This window comes from Mesoflavibacter zeaxanthinifaciens DSM 18436, assembly GCF_000422365.1.
Classification (GTDB): Bacteria; Bacteroidota; Bacteroidia; order Flavobacteriales; family Flavobacteriaceae; genus Mesoflavibacter; species Mesoflavibacter zeaxanthinifaciens.
This window is the reverse complement of sequence record NZ_AULQ01000009.1, coordinates 30,594-52,008: the sequence shown is the minus strand read 5'-3', so window position 1 is coordinate 52,008 and position 21,415 is coordinate 30,594. Positions and strand designations below refer to the sequence as shown.

Annotated in this window: 23 protein-coding genes; 14 read left to right on the top strand and 9 right to left on the bottom strand. The window is 30.5% G+C overall.

From position 1 onward, the window contains the following. The first annotated feature begins 58 nt into the window (after positions 1 to 58). Together pyrE and H574_RS0109550 are read left to right on the top strand one after the other, a co-directional pair. Positions 59 to 703 carry an orotate phosphoribosyltransferase gene (gene pyrE / locus H574_RS0109555; RefSeq protein WP_027880364.1) on the top strand — a complete coding sequence of 215 codons (645 nt, stop codon included), beginning with the start codon at positions 59 to 61 and terminating at the stop codon, positions 701 to 703. A gap of 35 nt (positions 704 to 738) precedes the next feature. Beyond that, complete coding sequence (locus H574_RS0109550) at positions 739 to 1,146, top strand: SRPBCC family protein (protein ID WP_027880363.1); 408 nt, start codon at positions 739 to 741, stop codon at positions 1,144 to 1,146. Here H574_RS0109550 and H574_RS0109545 read toward each other — a convergent pair. Beyond that, positions 1,130 to 1,858 (bottom strand): biotin--[acetyl-CoA-carboxylase] ligase, encoded by a 729-nt coding sequence (locus H574_RS0109545; protein ID WP_027880362.1) that lies wholly within the window; start codon positions 1,856 to 1,858, stop codon positions 1,130 to 1,132. The genes H574_RS0109550 and H574_RS0109545 overlap by 17 nt on opposite strands. 94 nt (positions 1,859 to 1,952) lie before the next feature. Between H574_RS0109545 and rsfS the strand changes: the two genes are divergently transcribed. From rsfS to H574_RS0109510, 7 genes are all read left to right on the top strand, one after another. Next, on the top strand, positions 1,953 to 2,324 hold the full coding sequence (rsfS, locus tag H574_RS0109540; RefSeq protein WP_027880361.1) for a ribosome silencing factor: 372 nt from the start codon (positions 1,953 to 1,955) through the stop codon (positions 2,322 to 2,324). A 9-nt stretch (positions 2,325 to 2,333) separates the two neighbouring features. Next, entirely contained in the window at positions 2,334 to 4,295 is a 1,962-nt protein-coding gene (gene ftsH, locus H574_RS0109535; protein ID WP_027880360.1) for an ATP-dependent zinc metalloprotease FtsH, read from the top strand. 114 nt (positions 4,296 to 4,409) lie between these two features. Next, complete coding sequence (locus tag H574_RS0109530; protein ID WP_027880359.1) at positions 4,410 to 5,018, top strand: LUD domain-containing protein; 609 nt, start codon at positions 4,410 to 4,412, stop codon at positions 5,016 to 5,018. Between the two features lie 4 nt (positions 5,019 to 5,022). Further along, a complete protein-coding gene (locus H574_RS0109525) occupies positions 5,023 to 5,847 on the top strand; it encodes a phosphatidate cytidylyltransferase (protein ID WP_027880358.1) in 825 nt (274 codons plus the stop codon). Then, entirely contained in the window at positions 5,837 to 6,487 is a 651-nt protein-coding gene (locus tag H574_RS0109520; RefSeq protein WP_027880357.1) for a phosphatidylserine decarboxylase family protein, read from the top strand. Before H574_RS0109525 ends, H574_RS0109520 begins: the two co-directional genes overlap by 11 nt. 1 nt (position 6,488) lies before the next feature. Beyond that, the gene (locus tag H574_RS0109515; RefSeq protein ID WP_027880356.1) at positions 6,489 to 6,755 is read left to right on the top strand and encodes an acyl-CoA-binding protein; all 267 of its coding nucleotides are present in this window, start codon (positions 6,489 to 6,491) and stop codon (positions 6,753 to 6,755) included. Positions 6,756 to 6,761: 6 nt separating this feature from the next. After that, complete coding sequence (locus H574_RS0109510; RefSeq protein WP_027880355.1) at positions 6,762 to 7,109, top strand: SdpI family protein; 348 nt, start codon at positions 6,762 to 6,764, stop codon at positions 7,107 to 7,109. On the opposite strand, the gene pafA is transcribed toward H574_RS0109510, so the two are convergent. Continuing rightward, a complete protein-coding gene (pafA, locus tag H574_RS0109505; RefSeq protein ID WP_027880354.1) occupies positions 7,106 to 8,770 on the bottom strand; it encodes an alkaline phosphatase PafA in 1,665 nt (554 codons plus the stop codon). The genes H574_RS0109510 and pafA overlap by 4 nt on opposite strands. Before the next feature lie 109 nt (positions 8,771 to 8,879). Here pafA and H574_RS0109500 point away from each other — a divergent pair, with 109 nt between their 5' ends. Further along, positions 8,880 to 9,617 carry an MlaE family ABC transporter permease gene (locus H574_RS0109500; protein ID WP_027880353.1) on the top strand — a complete coding sequence of 246 codons (738 nt, stop codon included), beginning with the start codon at positions 8,880 to 8,882 and terminating at the stop codon, positions 9,615 to 9,617. Then, entirely contained in the window at positions 9,617 to 10,384 is a 768-nt protein-coding gene (locus tag H574_RS0109495) for an ABC transporter ATP-binding protein (protein WP_027880352.1), read from the top strand. The genes H574_RS0109500 and H574_RS0109495 overlap by 1 nt, the downstream gene beginning before the upstream one ends. On the opposite strand, the gene H574_RS0109490 is transcribed toward H574_RS0109495, so the two are convergent. From H574_RS0109490 to H574_RS0109480, 3 genes are read right to left on the bottom strand one after another with little or no spacing between them, the layout of a single operon-like run. Next, a complete protein-coding gene (locus H574_RS0109490) occupies positions 10,381 to 11,859 on the bottom strand; it encodes a DUF389 domain-containing protein (RefSeq protein WP_027880351.1) in 1,479 nt (492 codons plus the stop codon). The two genes, H574_RS0109495 and H574_RS0109490, sit on opposite strands and share 4 nt — an antisense overlap. A gap of 14 nt (positions 11,860 to 11,873) precedes the next feature. Continuing rightward, on the bottom strand, positions 11,874 to 12,956 hold the full coding sequence (locus tag H574_RS0109485) for a mannose-1-phosphate guanylyltransferase (RefSeq protein WP_027880350.1): 1,083 nt from the start codon (positions 12,954 to 12,956) through the stop codon (positions 11,874 to 11,876). 4 nt (positions 12,957 to 12,960) lie between these two features. Further along, positions 12,961 to 13,560, bottom strand: coding sequence for a SprT-like domain-containing protein (locus H574_RS0109480; protein ID WP_027880349.1), 600 nt, complete (start codon positions 13,558 to 13,560; stop codon positions 12,961 to 12,963). 162 nt (positions 13,561 to 13,722) lie between these two features. On the opposite strand from H574_RS0109480, the gene H574_RS0109475 reads away from it, so the two are divergent. Further along, positions 13,723 to 14,322, top strand: a complete 600-nt coding sequence (locus H574_RS0109475; protein ID WP_027880348.1) for an NAD(P)H-dependent oxidoreductase — start codon at positions 13,723 to 13,725, stop codon at positions 14,320 to 14,322. Positions 14,323 to 14,378: 56 nt separating this feature from the next. Here H574_RS0109475 and argS read toward each other — a convergent pair whose 3' ends face one another. Further along, on the bottom strand, positions 14,379 to 16,163 hold the full coding sequence (argS, locus tag H574_RS0109470) for an arginine--tRNA ligase (RefSeq protein ID WP_027880347.1): 1,785 nt from the start codon (positions 16,161 to 16,163) through the stop codon (positions 14,379 to 14,381). A gap of 309 nt (positions 16,164 to 16,472) precedes the next feature. Between argS and H574_RS0109465 the strand changes: the two genes are divergently transcribed. Then, positions 16,473 to 18,539 carry a tetratricopeptide repeat-containing sensor histidine kinase gene (locus tag H574_RS0109465; RefSeq protein WP_027880346.1) on the top strand — a complete coding sequence of 689 codons (2,067 nt, stop codon included), beginning with the start codon at positions 16,473 to 16,475 and terminating at the stop codon, positions 18,537 to 18,539. Position 18,540: 1 nt separating this feature from the next. Here the strand turns inward: H574_RS0109465 and ctlX are convergent, their stop codons facing one another. Together ctlX and H574_RS0109455 are read right to left on the bottom strand one after the other, a co-directional pair. Beyond that, positions 18,541 to 19,473 (bottom strand): citrulline utilization hydrolase CtlX, encoded by a 933-nt coding sequence (gene ctlX, locus H574_RS0109460; protein ID WP_027880345.1) that lies wholly within the window; start codon positions 19,471 to 19,473, stop codon positions 18,541 to 18,543. 74 nt (positions 19,474 to 19,547) lie between these two features. Beyond that, positions 19,548 to 20,102 carry a thioredoxin family protein gene (locus tag H574_RS0109455; RefSeq protein ID WP_027880344.1) on the bottom strand — a complete coding sequence of 185 codons (555 nt, stop codon included), beginning with the start codon at positions 20,100 to 20,102 and terminating at the stop codon, positions 19,548 to 19,550. A 116-nt stretch (positions 20,103 to 20,218) separates the two neighbouring features. Between H574_RS0109455 and H574_RS0109450 the strand changes: the two genes are divergently transcribed. Then, positions 20,219 to 20,644, top strand: a complete 426-nt coding sequence (locus H574_RS0109450; protein WP_155912635.1) for a hypothetical protein — start codon at positions 20,219 to 20,221, stop codon at positions 20,642 to 20,644. Positions 20,645 to 20,647: 3 nt separating this feature from the next. Here the strand turns inward: H574_RS0109450 and H574_RS0109445 are convergent, their stop codons facing one another. After that, positions 20,648 to 21,328: an SDR family NAD(P)-dependent oxidoreductase gene (locus H574_RS0109445; RefSeq protein WP_027880342.1), complete on the bottom strand. Its 681-nt coding sequence runs from the start codon at positions 21,326 to 21,328 to the stop codon at positions 20,648 to 20,650. Between the last annotated feature and the right edge of the window lie 87 nt (positions 21,329 to 21,415).

The following is a 21,415-nucleotide window of genomic DNA, read 5'->3' as shown; positions in this document are numbered from 1 at the left end:
CTAAATTTTATTTTAAAGTTATTTTCAATTCAAAAAATTTAATATGTAATTTTGCCTTATGATTATTGACAAACACATCGCTAGACAGACCGCAAAAGCATTATTACAAGTTAATGCTATTAAACTTCAACCTAAAGAACCATTTACTTGGGCATCTGGTTGGAAATCTCCTATTTATTGTGACAATAGAGTTGTTCTTTCTTTTCCTCCTATTAGAAATTATATTAGAGAAGAAATGGCTAAATTCTTAGAAGACCATTACGGAAAACCAGACGTAATTGCTGGTGTAGCTACTGGCGCAATTGGTATTGGTATGCTAGTTGCCGAGTATTTAGGAGTTCCTTTTATTTATGTTAGACCAGAAGCTAAATCACACGGAAGACAAAACCAAATTGAAGGCTATGTAGAAAGTGGTCAAAACGTAGTCGTTATTGAAGACTTAATTAGTACAGGAAAAAGTAGCTTAAATGCTGTAAAAGCTTTAAAAGAAGCTAAATTAAACGTAAAAGGTATGATTGCTATTTTTTCTTACGGATTCAATATCTCTAAAGAAAATTTTGAAAAAGAACACCTTACTTTACACACCTTAAGTAATTACGAACATTTACTGCAAGAAGCAGCTGCAACCAATTATATTTCTGAAAGTGAAATTGAAACTTTAAGTAAATGGAATGCCAATCCAAGCGATTGGAACGTTAATTGATTAAGTTAAATATAGATTAACATACAAAACAAACTATGAAATTAGAATCTCCAAAAGTTACAGTAAATAAATCTGCTCAAGACACATTTAACTTTTTAAGCGATGTAAAAAATTTTGAAAATCTTATGCCAGAAAACATAAGCAAATTTGAAGTTTTAGATAACGATAAGTTTTTGTTTGCCTTAAAAGGAATGCCAGAAATTGTACTTAAAAAGAAAGAAACAACACCGCCTAACCAAATTGTTTTAGGTGCTGCTGGTGGTAAAATAGACTTTTCTTTAACAGGAAATATCTCTGAAATTGATGCAACAACTAGCGAAGTGCAATTAATTTTTGAAGGTCAGTTTAATGCTATGATGGCTATGATGATTAAAGGACCTATCAATAAATTTATAGAAACATTGGCTAGCAACATGCCTAATGCTATTAATACAGTAGCTTAATTGTTTTTAAATCGAACGTTTTTAATATATTATCTTCTAATAAAACTTCTAGAAGACCTTCATTAGAAACTCCTTTAATAAAACCAGAAAATAAACCTTCTTCATTTTTAAATGTAGAAGGTTTATCTTTTCTAAACAAATAAGACTCGTAAGTTGTTTTAATAGTTTTAAATTGATTACTTTCAACTAAATCAAAAAGGATTTCTAACTCTTTTAAAATAGATTGAAGTAATTCATCCAAATCATAAGATATACCTGTAACATTTAATAAAGAAGACGCTTGAGGTAAATTAGAAAAATTAACTTGATTTACGTTTAAACCAATACCAACAACTGTAGCTGCTACATTATTTTGTTTAATAACGTTTTCAATCAAAATACCACATATCTTTTTATTTGCTGACAAAATGTCGTTAGGCCATTTGACACTTAATTTTGGTAAGTTTAGTTTTTTTAGTGTATTAATTACAGCCAAACTAGCAACCATACTAATCACAAAATGTTGATCAAGCTTTAAATTTACAAACCTTTTAAACACACTAAAAGTGAGGTTTTTAGTGTCTTGAGACGACCAAACAGTACCCATTTGACCACGACCTTTAGTTTGATGTTTAGCTACAACTACGGTAAAATCTTCTACATTGGTATCGATAGATAAACTTCGAAGAAACAAATTTGTAGAATCGATGGCATTAAGTTTGATTATACGCATATTAAATAGTTATCTTCGTATTATAAAATCTTATGATTTTTTTAAAGTATAAAGAACTTAAAAATAATAACTTTGCACAAATTAAATCTTATTAATGGCGAAAAAAGAATCTAACGCAGATCTACTTATAACCTCAATTATAGGCGGAATTGAAGATGTAAAAGGAAAAGAAATTAACATTCTCGATCTTAGAGAAATAGAAAACACTGTTTGTGATTACTTTGTTATCTGTGAAGGTACATCAAATACACAAGTTAACGCCATAGTTAATTCTATACAAAAAAAAGTAAGCAAAACATTACAAGACAAACCTTGGCATATAGAAGGCGAAGACAATGCAGAATGGGTTTTAATGGACTATGTTAACGTAGTTGTACATGTGTTTCAAAAACACATTAGAGAATATTATGATATAGAAAGTCTTTGGGGAGATGCCAAAGTAACAGCTATAAAAACAAATTATTAATAACAATACATGGCAAACAATAAAAATAAAAAAACAATACCTCCAAAAAAACCTAAGTTTAATCCTTATTGGATATACGCAGGTTTATTTTTATTCTTCATTGGTTTAAACTTTTTTGGAAGCGATGCTTTAAGCGGAGAAAATAAAACATCTCCAGCACAATTTTTTCAATACTTAAAAGATGGAGACGTAGAAAAAGTAGATATTGTTAACAGAAGAGAAGCAAAAGTTTACTTAACTAAAGAAGCAGAAGAAAAAGAAGTACACAAAAAGTCTATACCAACTGCATTATTTGGAGATTCTAATAACATACCAAATTACACTTTCGAATTTGGTGATCTTCAAAATTTTGAAAATCAGTTAAAAGAAATAAAAGCAAACAACAGCATTTCTACATCTGTTGAATATAAAACCGAAACTAACCCTTGGGGCGAGTTATTATTTAGCCTACTTCCTTTTATTTTACTAATTGGAGTTTGGATTTTCATCATGAGACGTATGTCTTCTGGTGGCGGTGGCGGAGCTGGCGGACAGATCTTTAACATAGGAAAATCTAAAGCAAAACTATTTGACGAAAAAACAGATGTAAAAACATCCTTTAAAGACGTTGCTGGTTTAGAAGGTGCTAAAGAAGAAGTTCAAGAAATTGTAGATTTCCTTAAAAACCCAGAAAAATATACATCCTTAGGTGGTAAAATCCCTAAAGGAGCATTACTAGTTGGTCCTCCAGGAACAGGTAAAACTTTACTTGCAAAAGCAGTAGCAGGAGAAGCACAAGTCCCTTTTTTCTCGCTTTCTGGTTCTGACTTTGTAGAAATGTTTGTTGGTGTTGGTGCATCACGTGTACGTGACCTATTTAAGCAAGCTAAAGAAAAATCGCCTTCAATTATTTTTATTGATGAGATTGATGCTATTGGTCGTGCAAGAGGCAAAAACGCAATGTCTGGAAGTAATGACGAGCGTGAAAATACGCTTAACCAATTACTAACCGAGATGGATGGTTTTGGAACAAATACTAACGTAATTGTACTTGCAGCAACTAACCGTGCAGATATATTAGATAAAGCTTTAATGCGTGCAGGACGTTTTGACAGACAAATTTTTGTAGATCTTCCAGACGTTAGAGAGCGTAAAGAAATATTTGAAGTCCACTTAAGACCTCTAAAAAAAGCTGAAGGTTTAGACCTTGACTTTTTATCTAAACAAACACCAGGTTTTTCAGGTGCAGACATTGCTAACCTATGTAATGAGGCAGCCTTAATTGCTGCTAGAAACAATAAAAAGGCAGTAGAAAAACAAGACTTTTTAGATGCTGTAGACAGAATTATTGGTGGTTTAGAAAAGAAAAATAAAATTGTTACACCAGAAGAAAAACGTGCAATTGCTTTTCATGAAGCAGGTCACGCAACTGTTAGTTGGATGCTAGAACATGCTGCACCATTGGTAAAAGTAACTATTGTACCACGTGGTAGATCTTTAGGTGCTGCATGGTATTTACCAGAAGAACGTTTAATTGTTAGACCAGAGCAAATGCTAGACGAAATGTGTGCCGCTCTTGGTGGTCGTGCTGCAGAGAAAGTTATTTTTGATAAAATATCTACTGGAGCTTTAAGTGACTTAGAAAAAGTTACAAAACAAGCTAGAGCAATGGTTACTGTTTATGGATTAAGCGACAAAGTAGGAAACTTAACCTACTACGATTCATCTGGTCAAAACGAATATGGATTCTCTAAACCATATAGTGAACAAACAGCAGAACTAATTGATAAAGAAATTTCAGATATTATAGAGACTCAATACCAAAGAGCTGTCAACCTTCTTGAAGAAAACAAAGATAAATTAACCGAGTTAGCTGAAGTCTTACTAGAAAAAGAAGTGATTTTTAAAGACAATTTAGAAAAGATTTTTGGAGAAAGAAACTTTAAAAAAGAAGTTCAGCTTACAGATCAAAAATCTGAAGAAGAAGAGTAAACAGAACATATTTATAGTATTTAAACACAAAAAACTTAGATTATCTCTTTAGATAGTCTAAGTTTTTTTATATTTGATATAGTTCAAAAAAGAAAATTGATTATAGCAAAGTAAATGAGTCTTTTTAGAAAGTTATTTAGTTCTAAATCTGAAAAGAAAAAGGAAGACATAAAGTCTAATGAACGAGGCAAATACATGCCAAAAGTTGAGCTACCAATTGACGAAAGTTTTACTATAAACTTCAAAAAAAATGGTGGCAAATTTTTGTATTGCGACTCGTTAGACGAAGTGTACGATAACCTCAACAATATTATAATAGAAAACAGTTGGGAAGATCATAAAGCTTTTTTCTACGATAAAAACCTTGAAGATAAATTTAAAAGTGCTCAATTAAACGTTGGACAAAACTTATCACAATGTACTTACTTTATCACCACTTGCGAAAACCTAATTGCAAATGATGGGTCTTTATTAGTAAGCTCTAATCAATTAGCAGAGAATAAACTAAATGAATTTCCTAATAATGTAATCGTTTTTGCTACTACAAGTCAAATAGTACCAACAATTAGTGAAGGGTTAAGAGAAATTAAAAGCAAAAACCCAAGTAAACTTCCAACAAACATCACTACGATTAAACATTTTAAGCTAGAAGAGGAAAAAGACTTTTTATCTTACGGAAGCAGCACAAAAAACTTATATTTGCTGTTGTTAGAAGATTTATAGTTTTATGAGCGAAACATTAACCAGAGGTCTATCTGGAATTTTATATATAACCCTGCTTATCCTTTCGTTATTTAACGAGCACGCATTTGTTATACTTTTTTACGTGTTTGGAATGATTTGTATGGCAGAGTTTTGTAAACTTATACAACTAAAAAGCTTATACCCATATATTATCTTTACAATAATGTATTTTATTTTCGGGTATTGGCAGTTTGTAATGAACTCTCATATAGGATTAGTAGAAGCTACTCAAATCCTTCAAGTCATTACTATTTTTGTTCAATTACTACTGATTAAAGATTTATTCTCTGAGAAAAAAATACCTTTATTTAGCTCAAAAAGATATATAATTACCACCTTTTATTTAGCAAGTGGTTTTGTGTTTTTAGTTTTAATAGGTAAACACGGAAAACTATTTAACCCAGTTCTTATATTAGGCTCTTTTATTTTAGTTTGGGTTAATGACACTTTTGCTTATCTAGTTGGTAAAAATTTTGGTAAACAAAAACTGTTTCCTAGCATTTCACCAAAAAAAACTGTCGAAGGATTTTTAGGAGGATTGTTTTTTGCAACCATTGCTAGTTATTTTATATTTAAATTTACAGACAGCCATTTAACTTTTACTAATTGGCTAATATTAAGTATTATTATAAGTGTTATAGGAACGCTTGGAGATTTAATAGAATCTAAAATAAAACGCCAAGCTAACGTTAAAGATAGCGGAGTTATAATGCCTGGGCATGGCGGTTTATTAGATCGTTTTGATAGTATTATATTTGCAGCTCCTTTTATTTATTTGTTTTTAAGAATTGTAAACTATGTTTCATAAAGAAGGTTTTAAAATTATAGCAATTACGTTTTTGTTTATTGCTATTTCTGCAGTTGTGGTAGACACATTTGTAATAGCGCTATGGCTTAAGTACGTATTATTTTTTACGCTATTTGTTTTCTTGTTTTTAATACTTCAATTTTTTAGAAATCCCAAAAGAAACACCATATTAAACGACAATACTGTTGTATCGCCCGTAGACGGTAAAGTGGTAGTAATAGAAGAGGTTTTTGAGCCAGAATACTTTAAAGAAAAAAGACTTCAAGTAAGTGTTTTTATGTCTCCTATTAACGTACATGTTACAAGATACCCTATTAGCGGAAAGGTAAACTTTAGCAAATATCATCCTGGTAAATACCTTGTAGCTTGGCATCCTAAAGCTAGTACAGAAAACGAACGTACTACAGTTGTCGTAGAAAATCCTATTTATGGAGAAGTTTTATACAGACAAATAGCCGGTGCTTTAGCAAAGCGTATCGTTAATTATGCTGTAGAAGGTGACGCTGCTGTGCAAGGTACAGACTCTGGTTTTATAAAATTTGGGTCAAGAGTAGATTTATTTTTACCTTTGGACACTAATATAAAGGTAGAATTAAACCAAAAAGTAAAAGGAGGCGAAAGTATTATTGCCGAAATTTAAGATGACTTCCGAAGAACTTGAAAAAGCCTTTCAAGAGGCTGTAGCACAAATCAATAAACATAAGGAACCTTTTCCTGCAGATTTCTTGTTACGTCTCTACGCTTATTACAAAAGAGCTACTAATGACTATGGAAGTCCGAGCAGCAAAAAGCAAATAATTAATGCTTTTAAAACTAATGCATTATTTCAAACAAAAAATATTTCTGCAAACGAAGCTAAGCAGAAATACATTGACTTAGTTAACAACTATTTCTTATACAGAAAATAAATAACTATGAATTTTCTTGTAGAAAACTTACTTTTTACAAGTTTTTTAAGCGGAATCATTTTTATGATTACAGGTTTTGTAATGTTCAAATTTCCGCCTAAAAACATCAATATGCTTTATGGATACAGAACAACTCGTTCTATGAAAAATCAAGAACAATGGGATTTTTCACAAAAATATTCAGCTAAAATTTTAATGTTTTGCGGTGTATTTTTAATCTTGACAAGCAACATTTCATTATTAATTACAATAAACAATAAAGCCAAACTTTTTATTAGCTTGGCTTTAATATTTGGCTCTGTAATCTTTTTACTTTTTAAGACTGAAAACGAGCTTAAAAAACGTTTTCCTTAATTTTCTAAAACAAATTCTAGTGGTTTACCGGTCGCTCCGTTTGGAAACGTTATACCCAATAAAGCAGAAATTGTTGGTGCTATATCTGGTATAGTTGTATATGCAGTTGTGTGTCCTTTTGTAATACCATTACCATAAAAAATTAAAGGTACGTGTGTATCATAATTTAAAGGAGAACCATGTGTTGATCCTGTTTTACTATACTGTATTACTGCTGGATCTAAAACAAATAAAATATCTCCAGATCGTTTTTGATTATATCCATTTTGCAATAAATTTTCAATTCCTTTTGTGTATTGAGTATTACTCATTGAAGTCGCTGTATATGCTTTATATACTTGATCATAAGTAATTATCTGGTTTACTATTGCCTCTTGTACTACAACTAAATCTAAGCCTAATTGTTGTATTTTTTCTCTATCTAAAAATATTTGCTGATTACTAATATTTTTTAAGAAAGATGACACTTTGTGAGTTTCAATTGTAATATTGCCTACCTTTTCTTCAAAAGCTGCACCATCAAAATAACCTGCTGGTATTTTTACACTTTCTAAATACGCTGGTACATTAACTGCTCCGTGATCTGCCGTTAAAAAGACGGTGTAATTTTCTTTGCCCACTTTCGCGTCAAGCGTATTTAATAATTGTTCAATTTCTTTATCTAACCTTATATATGTGTCTTCTATTTCTTTACTATTTACACCAAAGTTATGCCCAATATAATCTGTGCTAGAATAACTTACTGTTAACACATCTGTATAATTATCTTTACCCAATTGCTCTCCTATTAAAGCTGCTATTGCAAAATCTGTTACAATACTATTTCCGTAAGGTGTTGCTTTAATAATATTATAGTTTCCGTTTGTTTTACTTAATGCTTTTAAATCATAAGGAAATGTTGCTGTGTCTTTTCCTCTAAATCCGCCTTCAAAATCGTTTAAATCACTTCCACTTTCCGTATATGTCTCTATATCATAAAAAGTATTCCATTCTGTTAAATATTTTTCGGCTGGATTTGTTGCGTTAAAATCTTTGACCCATTGTGGTAAAGTTTCAAAATAGTAACTACTTGAAATAAAATGACCTTGGTCTTTCCCATGAAACCAATATGCTGCATTTGCACTATGTCCTGCTGGCAAAATTGCGCCACGATCTTTTATAGATATGCCTATTGTTTTTCCATTCATTTGTGTAAACAACCTATTTTCATCTGCAAAAGTTGTAGTTTTCATTCTGTGTGGAGACATTTGTCCTGCTTTATCCATGGTCCCAACAGATTGCACAGTTGTATCTCCTGCACAATACACAAAACTATCACTAAACTTGTCGTACCAGTTATTAGCTATAATTCCATGATTTTTTGGTGTTGTACCTGTAAAAACAGATGCGTGTCCTGGACCTGTATAGGTTGGCACATAATTAAAGTGATTATTTTTACAATTAAAACCTTCGTTTATTAATCTTAAAAATCCACCATTTCCATATTTATTTTCAAATCTTGTTAAGTACTCATATCTCATTTGATCAACTACAATTCCTACCACTAGTTTTGTTTTTTCAGTAGGTTGAACATTAGTTTCTGTTGAAGTTGAAATAGCTTCTTTTTGAGATTGGCAAGCAAATAATAAAAATACAATGCAGATTGAAAGTAATGGTCTCATATAATTTAATAAATTTAGATTGCAAAAATACAGTTTTTAAGACATCTAATTTGAAATTAAGGTTAATAAGCTGTTAGAATTTTATATTTTAGCAGTAATAAAAATTGATATGTTATACCTTCATTATTTAGGCACTTACTTTTTGATGATTGCTGAAATGTTTAAAAAACCAACCAAATGGTCGGTTATGAAGCAATTAATCTTAAAAGAAATAGACGATTTAATTATTGGTTCTTTAGGTATTGTTGCTTTTATTTCGTTTTTTGTTGGAGGTGTTGTTACGATACAAACAGCTTTAAACATAGACAATCCATTAATCCCAAAAAACCTAGTTGGATTTGCCACAAGACAATCTATTATTTTAGAGTTTGCACCAACATTTATGTCGATTATTATGGCTGGTAAAGTTGGATCCTTTATTACTTCAAGCATAGGTACAATGCGTGTTACAGAACAAATAGACGCATTAGAAGTTATGGGTATAAACAGTTTAAATTATTTAGTATTTCCTAAGTTTATTTCGTTAATGCTTTACCCTTTTGTTATTTCTATTTCAATGTTTTTAGGTATTCTTGGCGGTCTTGCTGCTTGTGTATATGGCGGTTACGCAAGTATGGGCGATTATATAGAAGGTGTACAATTAGACTTTACTCCTTTTCATATGGCGTATGCGTTTATAAAAACATTAATCTTTGCTTTTATTTTAGCCACAGTACCGTCTTATCATGGTTATTATATGAAAGGAGGAGCTTTAGAAGTTGGTAAAGCTAGTACAACATCATTTGTATGGACTAGTGTTGTAATTATCGTACTAAACTATTTATTAACTCAGTTACTTTTAAGCTAATGATAGAGGTTAAAAATTTACATAAATCATTTGGCGATGCTCACATTCTAAAAGGAATTAACACCGCTTTTGAAAAAGGAAAAACAAACCTTATTATTGGTCAAAGTGGATCTGGTAAAACTGTATTTTTAAAATGTTTACTTGGGCTTTTCAACTATGAACAAGGAAGTATTGCTTATGATGGTAAAATATTTTCGAAATTAAGTGAAGACGAAAAGCGAGATATTAGAGCACAGATAGGAATGGTATTTCAAGGAAGTGCACTTTTTGATTCTATGACAATTGAAGAAAACGTAATGTTTCCTTTAAAAATGTTTACGAAACAAAGTAAAAGCGAAATGCAAGATCGTGTAGACTTTGTTTTAAAGCGAGTTAATCTAGCAGATGCACATAAAAAAATGCCTAGCGAAGCTTCTGGAGGAATGCAAAAACGTGTTGCTATTGCACGCGCAATTGTAAATAAACCAAAGTATCTTTTTTGTGACGAACCTAACTCTGGATTAGACCCAAAAACATCTATAGTTATTGATGATTTAATTAAAGAAATTACCGAAGAGTATCAAATAACTACTGTTATTAACTCGCATGACATGAACTCGGTTATGCAAATTGGTGAAAAAATTGTCTTTTTAAAAAATGGTTATAAAGAATGGGAAGGTTCTCGTTATGATATTTTTAAAACAGACAATAAAGCTGTTACCGACTTTGTTTACTCTTCAGAGTTATTTAAAAAAGTGCGTCAAATGTATTTAGAAGAGCGTGGTTAATTTACTCTTCTAATTACTAGCGTATCTACATCTAGCTTAAATTTCAACCACTTATACAGTTTAGCTTTTTCCTTTTCTACTTGATTGTTATTGACTAAAGAATCATTCCATTTAACTTCAAAAACAGACAAGGTATCTATTGTTTTAAAGTTACTTTTTACAACTTTAGAGTAAGCTATTTCTTCAACATTTTCATAATTAATATTAATTTCTTCAGTAAGAGATTTAAACGGGATTTGATCTTTCTCTAACACTGATAATTGCCTTACTTTATTTTCTAAAATAGTTATTTTTTGTTGTTGTGTTAAAAGGTCTAAAGAATCACGCGTGCGTAACTCTTCCATATATTCTAAGTTATTAACCTGTCTATTTTTGGTTTGATTGATTAATAGTTTAGTATTATTTAAATAAGGATAATCTTTTAAGCGTTGTTCTAAAACTCTTATGGTCTCGTCAGAAATAACATCTGCACCAAAAGTAGTTAACTCTATATTAGAAACCCCAGAAGGCTTAAAGTTTGGTGTCGCATATTTTTTTATGTAATTGGCATTTGGTAATGCATCTAGCTCTTTATCTATAAATTGTTTAGCGTTAACTTCAAATTGACTTTCTTCTAAAACACTTAAAAATGTAAACATTGCAGGAATCATTACAATTATAGCTACTAAAGATGCTATTCTTGCAATACGTTTTCTTTTTGCAGAATTTGCATATTTAAGCATTGGAAAACGTAAAATTTTTAGCACTAAAAATGTAGCCAATGCAATAAATATGGTATTAATTGTAAATAAGTACATGGCTTGACCAAAGTATTTCCAATTAGCTTTTGCTAATCCATACCCTGCAGTACATAATGGAGGCATTAATGCGGTTGCAATAGCTACTCCAAAAATAACAGAAGCTATAGTTCCTCTTTTGGTACGTGCTATAATTAAAGCTAAACCACCAAAAAAGGCAATTAATACATCTCGAATATCAGGTTGCACACGACCTAAAAGCTCTGAAGTATCTTCACTTAAAGGGAAAAATCTAAAGAATAAAAAAGCTGTTAATAAACTTAGTACAATCATAATTGCTAAATTTATCAATGAGCGTTTTAAAGTATCTATATCATTAATTGCAATAGATAAACCAACACCTAAAATTGGTCCCATAAGTGGAGAGATTAACATGGCGCCAATAACTACAGCTGTACTATTTGCATTTAACCCTATAGAAGCCACAAATATTGAACACACTAAAATCCAGGCTGTTGCTCCTTTAAAAGGAATATCGTTTTTTATAGCCTCTATAGTAGCGTCTCGATCGGTATCTTCTCTAAAATCTAAAAGTTCTTGCAAAAAGGTTTTTATACTTTTAAACAAACCTTCTGCATCTTTTTTTACAGCTTCTTTTTTTTGGTCAACAGTTTCTTTTTGTTTGTCTTCTTCAGAGAAGTTAAACTTGTTTTCTTTAGGATTATTGGTTGTATTCATTCAGAAATTAATAATTATCCGTAGTGCTCACCAAAAGTGTTTTTTACATTTTGAAGCACTTTTTTAATGTCTTGTTCTTTTGCTTTAGGAAAGATAAGCAAAACTTCGTCTTTATCAACAATTATATAATCGTTTAATCCATCTACAACTACAACTTTTTCTTTAGCTGTTCTAATCATATTTCCAGAAGCATCTTCTACTAAAGTTTTTGCATTAACAACAGCGTTTTGGTTTTGATCTTTATCTAGTTTATCATATAAACTTCCCCAAGTCCCAAGGTCATTCCAATCAAAAGTTGCTGGTATTACATATACATTTTTAGAAGATTCCATTATGGCATAATCAACCGAGATGTTTTCTGCTTTAGCATAATTTTCTTCTATAAATTCTGCTTCTGCATCTGTATTGTATAGCTCCATTCCTTTACTAAAATGCTGAAATAATTCAGGTTGATTATTCTTAAAAGCGTTAATTACAGATGAAACACTCCACATAAATATACCTGCATTCCAAAGAAAATTTCCTTGTGCTAAAAACTGTTTTGCAGTATCGTAATCTGGTTTTTCTCTAAATTGAATAACTTCGCTTATATTTTCTTCAGAATCATTACCACATTCTATATAACCGTATCCTGTATTAGGAAAGGTTGGTTTTATACCCAAAGTCATTAACGCATCGTTTTGCTCACAAAACTGAAAGGCTTGCTGTACATTTTGCGTAAATGCAGTTTCATCTTCAATCCAATGATCACTTGGTGCCACAATCATGACTGCATCTGGATTTAGTTTTTGTATTTTTAACGAAGCATACAAAATACAAGGTGCTGTATTACGCATTGCTGGTTCTAAAACCACTTGTTTTTGCTTAACTTCTGGTAACTGTTGTAGGACTAAATCATTATATTTTTCATTAGTCAGAATAAAAATATTTTCAGTTGGAATTAACTTGTTTAATCGCTGAAATGTTTTTTGCAGTAATGTATCTCCTGTTCCCAACATGTCATGAAACTGTTTTGGAAAACTCTCTGTACTTACTGGCCAAAACCTTGACCCTACACCACCAGCCATTAAAATGGCGTAATAATTTTTGTTTTGCATTTTGTTAATTATTTATTACAGTTACCTCTGCATTTGCATTAAACAGATATATTTTACCTGTTGAAACTTCTACACATTCAAAACGTGTACGGCGCTTTTTTAATTTTCTAAAAACTTTTCCGTTATATATTTTAAATGTACTTTGTAAAGGTATCTCAAATATAAAGGTTTTATTAGTATTTGCGTCAAACTGCTTTAATGCGTAGGCCAATTGCACATCTGTGTCGCTAGATGCTTTTGGATTTTTAAAATGATTAGCTAGAATTGGTAAAATCTCAGACGGAAAGACATCTGGGTTTAAAAAAGGTAACATCAAGTATTGAAAGGTCTTCTTCCACTCTATCCCATGTGGCTTAATCGTTTTACCATAAGTTTTATAAGCTTCTAGATGAGCAACTTCATGTACCAAAGTAATTAAAAATCGATATTTATTTAAACTACCGTTTACTGTAATTTGATGCTTACCATTTGGTAATTTACGATAATCGCCATGACGTGTTTTTCGTTCTTTTTTTATTAATACTGTTAAATTTTCGTGCTCTAAAAGCTTTAAAACATTTGGTAATGCTGTATCTGGAATATAATTAGAAATGATGTGTTTCATCACAGCAAAATTAAATAAACTTTACCACTTCAATTCAGGGTTATCTTATATAATTATTAACATTATTTGAAGTTTAATGCTAATCATTTCATAAAATACCATTTGTATTTTGCTTACACACTTAGCTATTTTTAAATTTAAGTGAATCAATAAAAATAAACTATGAGTTTTTTAGAAGCAATGCAGCAGCGTTACAGTACTAAAAAATATAACGCATCAAAAAAAATAAAGGAAGAAGACATTCAGTCATTAAAAGAAATTCTAAGATTAAGTCCTTCTTCTATAAATAGTCAACCTTGGAAGTTTACATTTGTAAGAGATCAAAAAACCAAAGAAAAATTATCTAAAGTATCGTGGATCAATACAGAAAAAGTGTTGGATTGCGACACTTTAATAGTTTTAAGCAGAATAGACAATTTAGAGGTTTTTGAAAATCAAATTAAAGAAGAATTGCCAGAAGCTGCTGTTAATTATTACAATGAAACCATAAAACCAAAACCAGAGTCTTATATTAAATCCTGGTTTGACAAACAAGTCTATTTATCTTTGGGGATACTTTTAAGTGCTTGTGCAGAAATGGGTATTGACTCTACACCAATGGAAGGTCTTAACCCTGAAGATTATAATAAAATTTTAGAACTTGACAATTATGCTACTTTAGTAGCTGTTGCAATAGGATATAGAGATGAAGATGATCATAATCAACCTAGTAAAAAACCTAAATCTAGAATGTCTATTGATAAAATAATAGATACTGTCTAATAAAAAAACGCTTTCAATTTTTGAAAGCGTTTTTCTTATAATTCTTGAGTTACTTTTTACATCCTTTCAGGTACATTAATACCTAACAAGCTAAACGCATTTTTTATAGTCTTTGCTACTGTATTTGATAACTGAACTCTAAAAATAATTTCGTTTTTAGTATCTGCACCTAAAATTGATACATTTTGATAAAAGCTATTAAATGCTTTTACTAAATCGTAAGTATAATTAGCAATTAAAGCAGGACTGTGTTGTGCTGCTGCTTGTTGTACAGTATCAGGAAATAATTGTAGTTGTTTAATTAATTCGCGTTCTTTTTCGTGTAATTCTACTTCATTTGCATCTAGTTTCACTGAAGTATCTATATCCGATTTACGTAAAATTGACTGTATTCTTGCATACGTATATTGAATAAACGGACCAGTATTTCCTTGGAAATCTATAGACTCTTTAGGATCAAAAAGAATTCGTTTTTTAGGATCTACTTTTAAGATATAATACTTTAATGCACCAAGACCAATAGTTTTATAAAGTTCTTCTTTTTCCTCTTTAGAGTAACCGTCTAACTTACCTAATTCTTCAGAAATTGTTTTTGCAGTAGTTGCCATATCTGCAATTAAATCGTCTGCATCTACAACGGTACCTTCACGACTTTTCATTTTTCCAGAAGGTAAATCTACCATTCCGTAACTTAAATGATATAGGTTTTTAGCCCAATCAAACCCTAATTTTTTAAGGATTAAAAACAGGACTTGAAAATGATAATCTTGCTCGTTACCAACGGTGTAAACCATACCGCCAACATCAGGAAAATCTTTTATACGTTGTATAGCAGTACCAATATCTTGAGTCATGTAAACTGCTGTACCATCTGCACGAAGTACAATTTTCTCGTCTAAACCATCATCGGTTAAATCGCACCAAACAGAACCATCTTCACGTTTATAAAATACACCAGACTTTAGTCCTTCGCTAACAAATTCTTTTCCTAATAAATAAGTTTCGCTTTCGTAATATAATTTATCAAAGTCTACACCAAGGTTATTGTAGGTTACTTCAAAACCATCATAAACCCAACCATTCATTTTACTCCAAAGTGCGACTACATCTTCATCTCCTGCTTCCCATTTTTTAAGCATCTCTTGAGCTTCAACTAAAATTGGAGCTTCTTTTTTTGCTTCGTCTTCTGTTTTACCTGAAGCTTTTAAATTTTCAATTTCTTTTTTATACTCTTGATCAAACTTGACGTAATAATTCCCGACTAACTTATCGCCTTTTAAGCCTGTAGTTTCTGGTGTTTCGTTGTTTCCAAACTTTTGCCAAGCTAACATACTTTTACAAATATGAATACCTCTATCGTTTATAATTTGTGTTTTATAAACTTTTTTACCAGAAGCTTTTAAAATCTCAGCAACACTGTAACCTAAAAGGTTATTACGTATATGACCTAAGTGAAGTGGTTTATTTGTATTAGGCGAAGAATACTCGACCATTACGGCATCATTTTCTGCAATAGCATCTTCAAAACCGTAAGTTGTTTTATCTTTTATTGCATTAAAAAAGTCTACAAAATATGATGCGCTAATTTCTAAATTTAAAAAGCCTTTTACAACGTTAAAACCTTCGACTTCGTTTACATTTTCTACTAAATAATTACCTATAGATTCTCCTATTTGCACTGGATTACCTTTTACAACGCGCAACATAGAAAATACAACAACAGTAATATCTCCAGGAAATTCTTTACGTGTTGCTTGAAATTCTACAGATTCTAAATCGGCATTAAAGTTACTTTTTACTGCGCTTTTTATTTGCGTTGTTAGGATGTCTTGAAGATTCATATTTCTTATAAAAATTAAAGCGCAAAGATAGTATTTTTAAGGTTTTAATTGAATGTAACAAAATTTAATTTTACTTAAAACACTTCTTTAAAACACATATTTTTCAGGTAAAAAAAATGAACTTAACCGTTAGTCTAATTTTTTGGTATTACCTCTTAAAAATTATGTATAACGACTATAATTATTCATTTTTATATCCATGAAGGAAAAATCCCTCTATTTTCTTCATTTTAATTAAACTAAGTTATGTGTATAATTTAAAGTAATGGTTTATCGCTACCATTATTTAATTATCACTGTGTGAATGAAATGAAGGGACTACTCGTCTTATTTTTAATGTTTTTTGTAGGGTCCATATGTTTTTCGCAAAACGAAGAACTGGATAGTCTTACAATACAATTAGCTTACCAAAACCCTGATACATCAAAGGTAAATACTTCTATTAGTATTATTAAACTTTTGTTTGAAAATAAGGATTTTAGTAAAGCCAGCAAGTTTATACAACAAAGTGAAAGATTAGCTAATGACCTTGATTACAAACAAGGCTTAGCTAAAATTATATATTACAAAGCTAAAATCTATCAAGCAGAAGGTAAAAAGACTAGAGCTATAAACACCTTAAAAAATGCTCGTTTATTATTTTCTAAAACAAAAGACACACTTGCTGTAGCAAAAGTAAACAGTAATTTAGGTGTTTTAGAAATAGAAAACGGCAACTACAAAGAAGGATTATCCTACGCACTTTCTTCTATCAATGAGCTTGAAAAAAGGAACCGTTTTGACGACTTATCTTCTATCTATAAAAGCTTAGCTAATGCCTATAAAACTTCTGGAGATTTAGATAAAGCTATAACTTATAATCTAAAACGTCTTAATGCAGATAACCAAAGTAATAACACAAAAAGGTTAGTAGAGACAAATAAAGATTTAGGTAATATTTATTCTACTAAAAAGAATTACACACAAGCTATAAGTTATTACGAAAGTGCATTAGGTTATGCCAATTCTACAGATACAGCTTTAAGAGCGAGTATTTTACCGTATTTAGGTAATGCTTATCTAAAAAAAGAAGATTACAAAACATCTGCCAAATATTTAGTAGAAGCTATTAAGTTAAATCGCGAAGTAGATAATAAGAAAGAAATGGCTATTGCCCTAAATGCTTTAGGGGAATTAAATCTTGTTCAAAATAGATTAAAAACTGCTGAAGAACAATTATTAGAAGCTGCCAATATAAGCAGAATTGCTAATAATGACGAAGTACTAATGGAAAACTACAGGTTAATGAAAACCTTAGATTCTATTAAAGGAAATTTTGAAAGTGCTTTTGTATGGCAAAGTCATTACCATAAATTAAAAGAAAAAATAGATAGCCAACAAGTAAAAGTTACGCCTTTAATTATTGAAGAGCCAGAACAAACTTTAAATAAAGAGCTTACATTAATCCCAGATACTAAAGAAGATACTGTTAATTCTGTAAGCAAAGATAAGTTTGATAAATTCAAACTTATCTTTTATGCTTTATTAGCTGCATTTGCTGTACTACTTACATTTTTTGTGTTGTTTTTAATGAAACGTAACAACAAATTAAAGTATACTAGAGAGCTTGAAGCTAAAAACAAAAAGATAGAGCTTCAAAATGAAGCTATTTTAGAACAAAGCAAGCATCTAGAAAATATCAATAAAGTTAAAGACAAACTATTTTCTATTGTATCCCATGACTTAAAAGACTCTTTAACCTCTACAAAAGGCTTTATAGACTTATTAAAAGATGGACAACTAAGTCAAGATGAATTTCATAGTCTTTTACCAGAATTAAGTGAAAATGCAAATAATGCGTCTTTACTATTGTTTAATTTACTTAACTGGTCTAAGTCACAAATGCAATCTTTAGAACCAAAACCTAGTTTGTTTGATATTCAAGAAGTTTTTGCAGACAAAGTAAAACTTATTGAAAGAAAGCTTGATGCCAAAGGAATACATCTAATAGATAATACTCTTAGAGATTTTATTTATGCAGATAGAAGCATGGTAGAAATAGTTATACAAAACCTTTTAGCTAACGCAGTAAAATTCTGTAATAGAGGAGATAGTATTTCTATTTCTAATCAAATTAGTAATGGTAAGTGTATTATTAGTGTTGCAGACACAGGTGTTGGTATTAAAAAAGAAGACGTAAGCAAAATTTTTGGCAATAATACCTTTACCACACGTGGTACTAATAAAGAAAAAGGAACAGGTTTAGGACTAACAATATGTAAAGAGTTAGTTGAGTTAAATAAAGGATCTATTTGGGTAGAAAGTACAGTAAATGTTGGAAGCACTTTTTATGTAGAACTACCAAAAAATAAAGTTGAAAATCCTGGTGAGACATGAACTACACCTTCGGTAGAAATACCTCAGCCATCATACACCTCGCGCTTCCGCCACCACAAGTCTCTATAGTTTCTAAACTACTTGATAGTATTGGGCAATGTGCTTCAATCATTTTAATTTGTTCTGGTGTTAAACTGTCGTGAGCAGATTGACTCATTACTAAATATAACTTGTCATCGTTACCTCTAACTTGAAGCATGTTTCCTGCAAATTCATGCATTTGGCTTTCAGTAATTTTTATAATTTGTTTACCGTCTGCTTCTAAGTGTTTAACTACATTTTTACGTTCTTTTTTATCATCTATTGTATCTAAACAGATAACAGCAAATGTTTCTGCTAAACACATCATTACGTTAGTATGATATATTGGCAAACGTTTACCATCTACGGTTTGATTAGCCGTAAAAACTATTGGTGTAAATTCAAAATCTTCACAGAATTCTATAAACAAACTTTCGTCTGCTCTTGGCGACAACGCACAGTAAGCTTTTCTGTTTGTTCGATCTAATAACAAACTTCCTGTACCTTCTAAAAATACATCTTCGTCTTCAGCTTCTGTATAGTCAATAAAATTATTGATTTTAAAACCTTCTTTTTCTAAACGTAAAAATATTTCTTCCCTTCTTTCTCTTCTTCTATTTTCGGCAAACATTGGATATAAAGCGACATCTCCATTTTCATGAAAACTCACCCAGTTATTAGGGAATATAGAATCTGGTGTATCTTGTTTAATATCATCATCTTCTACAATTACATTTACACCAACATTTCTTAATTTTTCTACAAACGCATCAAATTCTTCTTGTGCTTTAGCATTTACCTCTGCATTTTTCAAATCTATTTCTTCTTGAAAATAGTTATTTACTGCTGTTTGCTCATTCATCCTAAAATTTACTGGACGAATCATTAAAATGGTGTTAGTTGTTTGCTTCATGTTGTTTAGAAAATGATTTTAAATTGAGCGCAAAATTATGATTTTTAAAAGATATTAATTGCCGTTTTAACTAATTATTTCCACTTAATATTACAACCCATTGATGGTAACTGATTTTTTAATGGTGTATCATTATTTAAGGTTGCGTTGATAGCTGCTATTAAATCTTTACCTGTCAAAGGTTTATCGTTTCCTGGTCTGCTATCATCTAATCGTCCATGATAAGTAGATTTTAAATCTTTGTCAAAAACATAAAAATCTGGTGTACATGCTGCATCATAAGCTTTTGCTACATCTTGTGTTGGGTCATATAAATAAGGAAATGGATATTTATTTTCTGCAGCAACTTCTTTCATTTTATCAGGAGCGTCTTGTGGATAATTTTCAATATCATTACTACTAATAGCAATAAAATTAACGCCTTGACTTTTAAATTGATTAGCTAACTCTACAAGCTTACTATTTACATGAATTACAAAAGGACAATGATTACAAATAAACATAATTACTGTTGCTTGTTTTCCTTTTAATTGCTGTAAGTTAAAAGTTTTACCCGTAACTGAATCTTCTAAAGAAAACTCTGGTGCAATTGTATGTAAAGGAAAAGGGTTTGAAGGTGTTAACGCCATGATTTTGTTAATTTTTTATATATTTTTCAATAATTTATTTTGAACTTTAAATTATATTACTTTTCTTAGATAAAGATTAATGTTTTCCCTAACATTCTAATTGATTAATAGCACATATGAAGTTTTCCCTCTTTCTATTGCTTTTTATGACACTTTCTGTTGTAAAAGCGCAAGACATGTCTGATACGTCTAAGTTTTTAAAAGTGACTAGATACAGACTTAAACCAACCGAATTAGCATTACATAAAGATATTAATTCTGATAATGTTTACCTAAAGATTTATAAAAATCACAAAGGAAGTATTATAGAAGATTATAAGTTTTTTAAACCTAAAAAAAATGAAATCCTTTTCTTTTATGGTGTTAATAAAGAAACTAATAAAACAGAAATGTTTTTTAAAATTCATAACAACTTAAAAGAAGCTTACAAAAACAAAGAGTTTGAAAAGCTAATAAAAATTGTAAAAATCTTACAGTATAATATCTTTTATAAGGATAATTTTTCTAGTGCAGATGCATATGCAGCTTTAGAGCGCACCTAATTTTTAAGGTGTCGAGTTTGATACTTGCAACATTTTACCGTTATAATATTTTTGTCCGTTTAAAGAAAAGTCAGCTATATAATCTGCCATTTCTTTAGCTGTTGTTGGTGCAATGTATCCTGGGAAAGCCTCTTCTAGCATCTCAGTTTGTACAGCGCCTAAAGCCAATACATTAAAACTTGGTCCAGTTTCTTTAAACTCTTCAGCTAATAATTCGGTTAAAGTAATAACAGCACCTTTACTAGAACTATACGCTGCTAAACCAGGAAACTTCATACTACCTTGTACTCCACCCATAGAACTTACTGTAACCACATGACTTTCTTTTGCCATAAAAGGAATTACGACTCTTGTCATTTCGGCTACACCAAAAACGTTAGTTTTATACACGTATTCAAAATCAGATATAGATGTTTCTACAAAAGGTTTGTTTAACAAAGCTCCAGCATTATTAATAAGTACATCAACTTGTTGCCAATTGGCTTTTATAAAATCTTCAACTTTATGATAATCGTCTTCTTTACCTAAATCAAAAGAAAACGAAGTAACATTTTGCAAATTAAGATCAATAACGGGTTGCTCGTTTCTTGATAATGCTAATATATTACAACCTTTTTGCGCAAAGATTTGAACTAATTCAAAACCAATTCCGCGACTTGTCCCTGTTATTATTATGTTTTTCATCTCAATTATTTTGGATTATAAAGTTAAAAAAACCTGCTTCAAATAAGATGAAACAGGTTTTTATTTTATTTAGTTTTCGCTTACGCG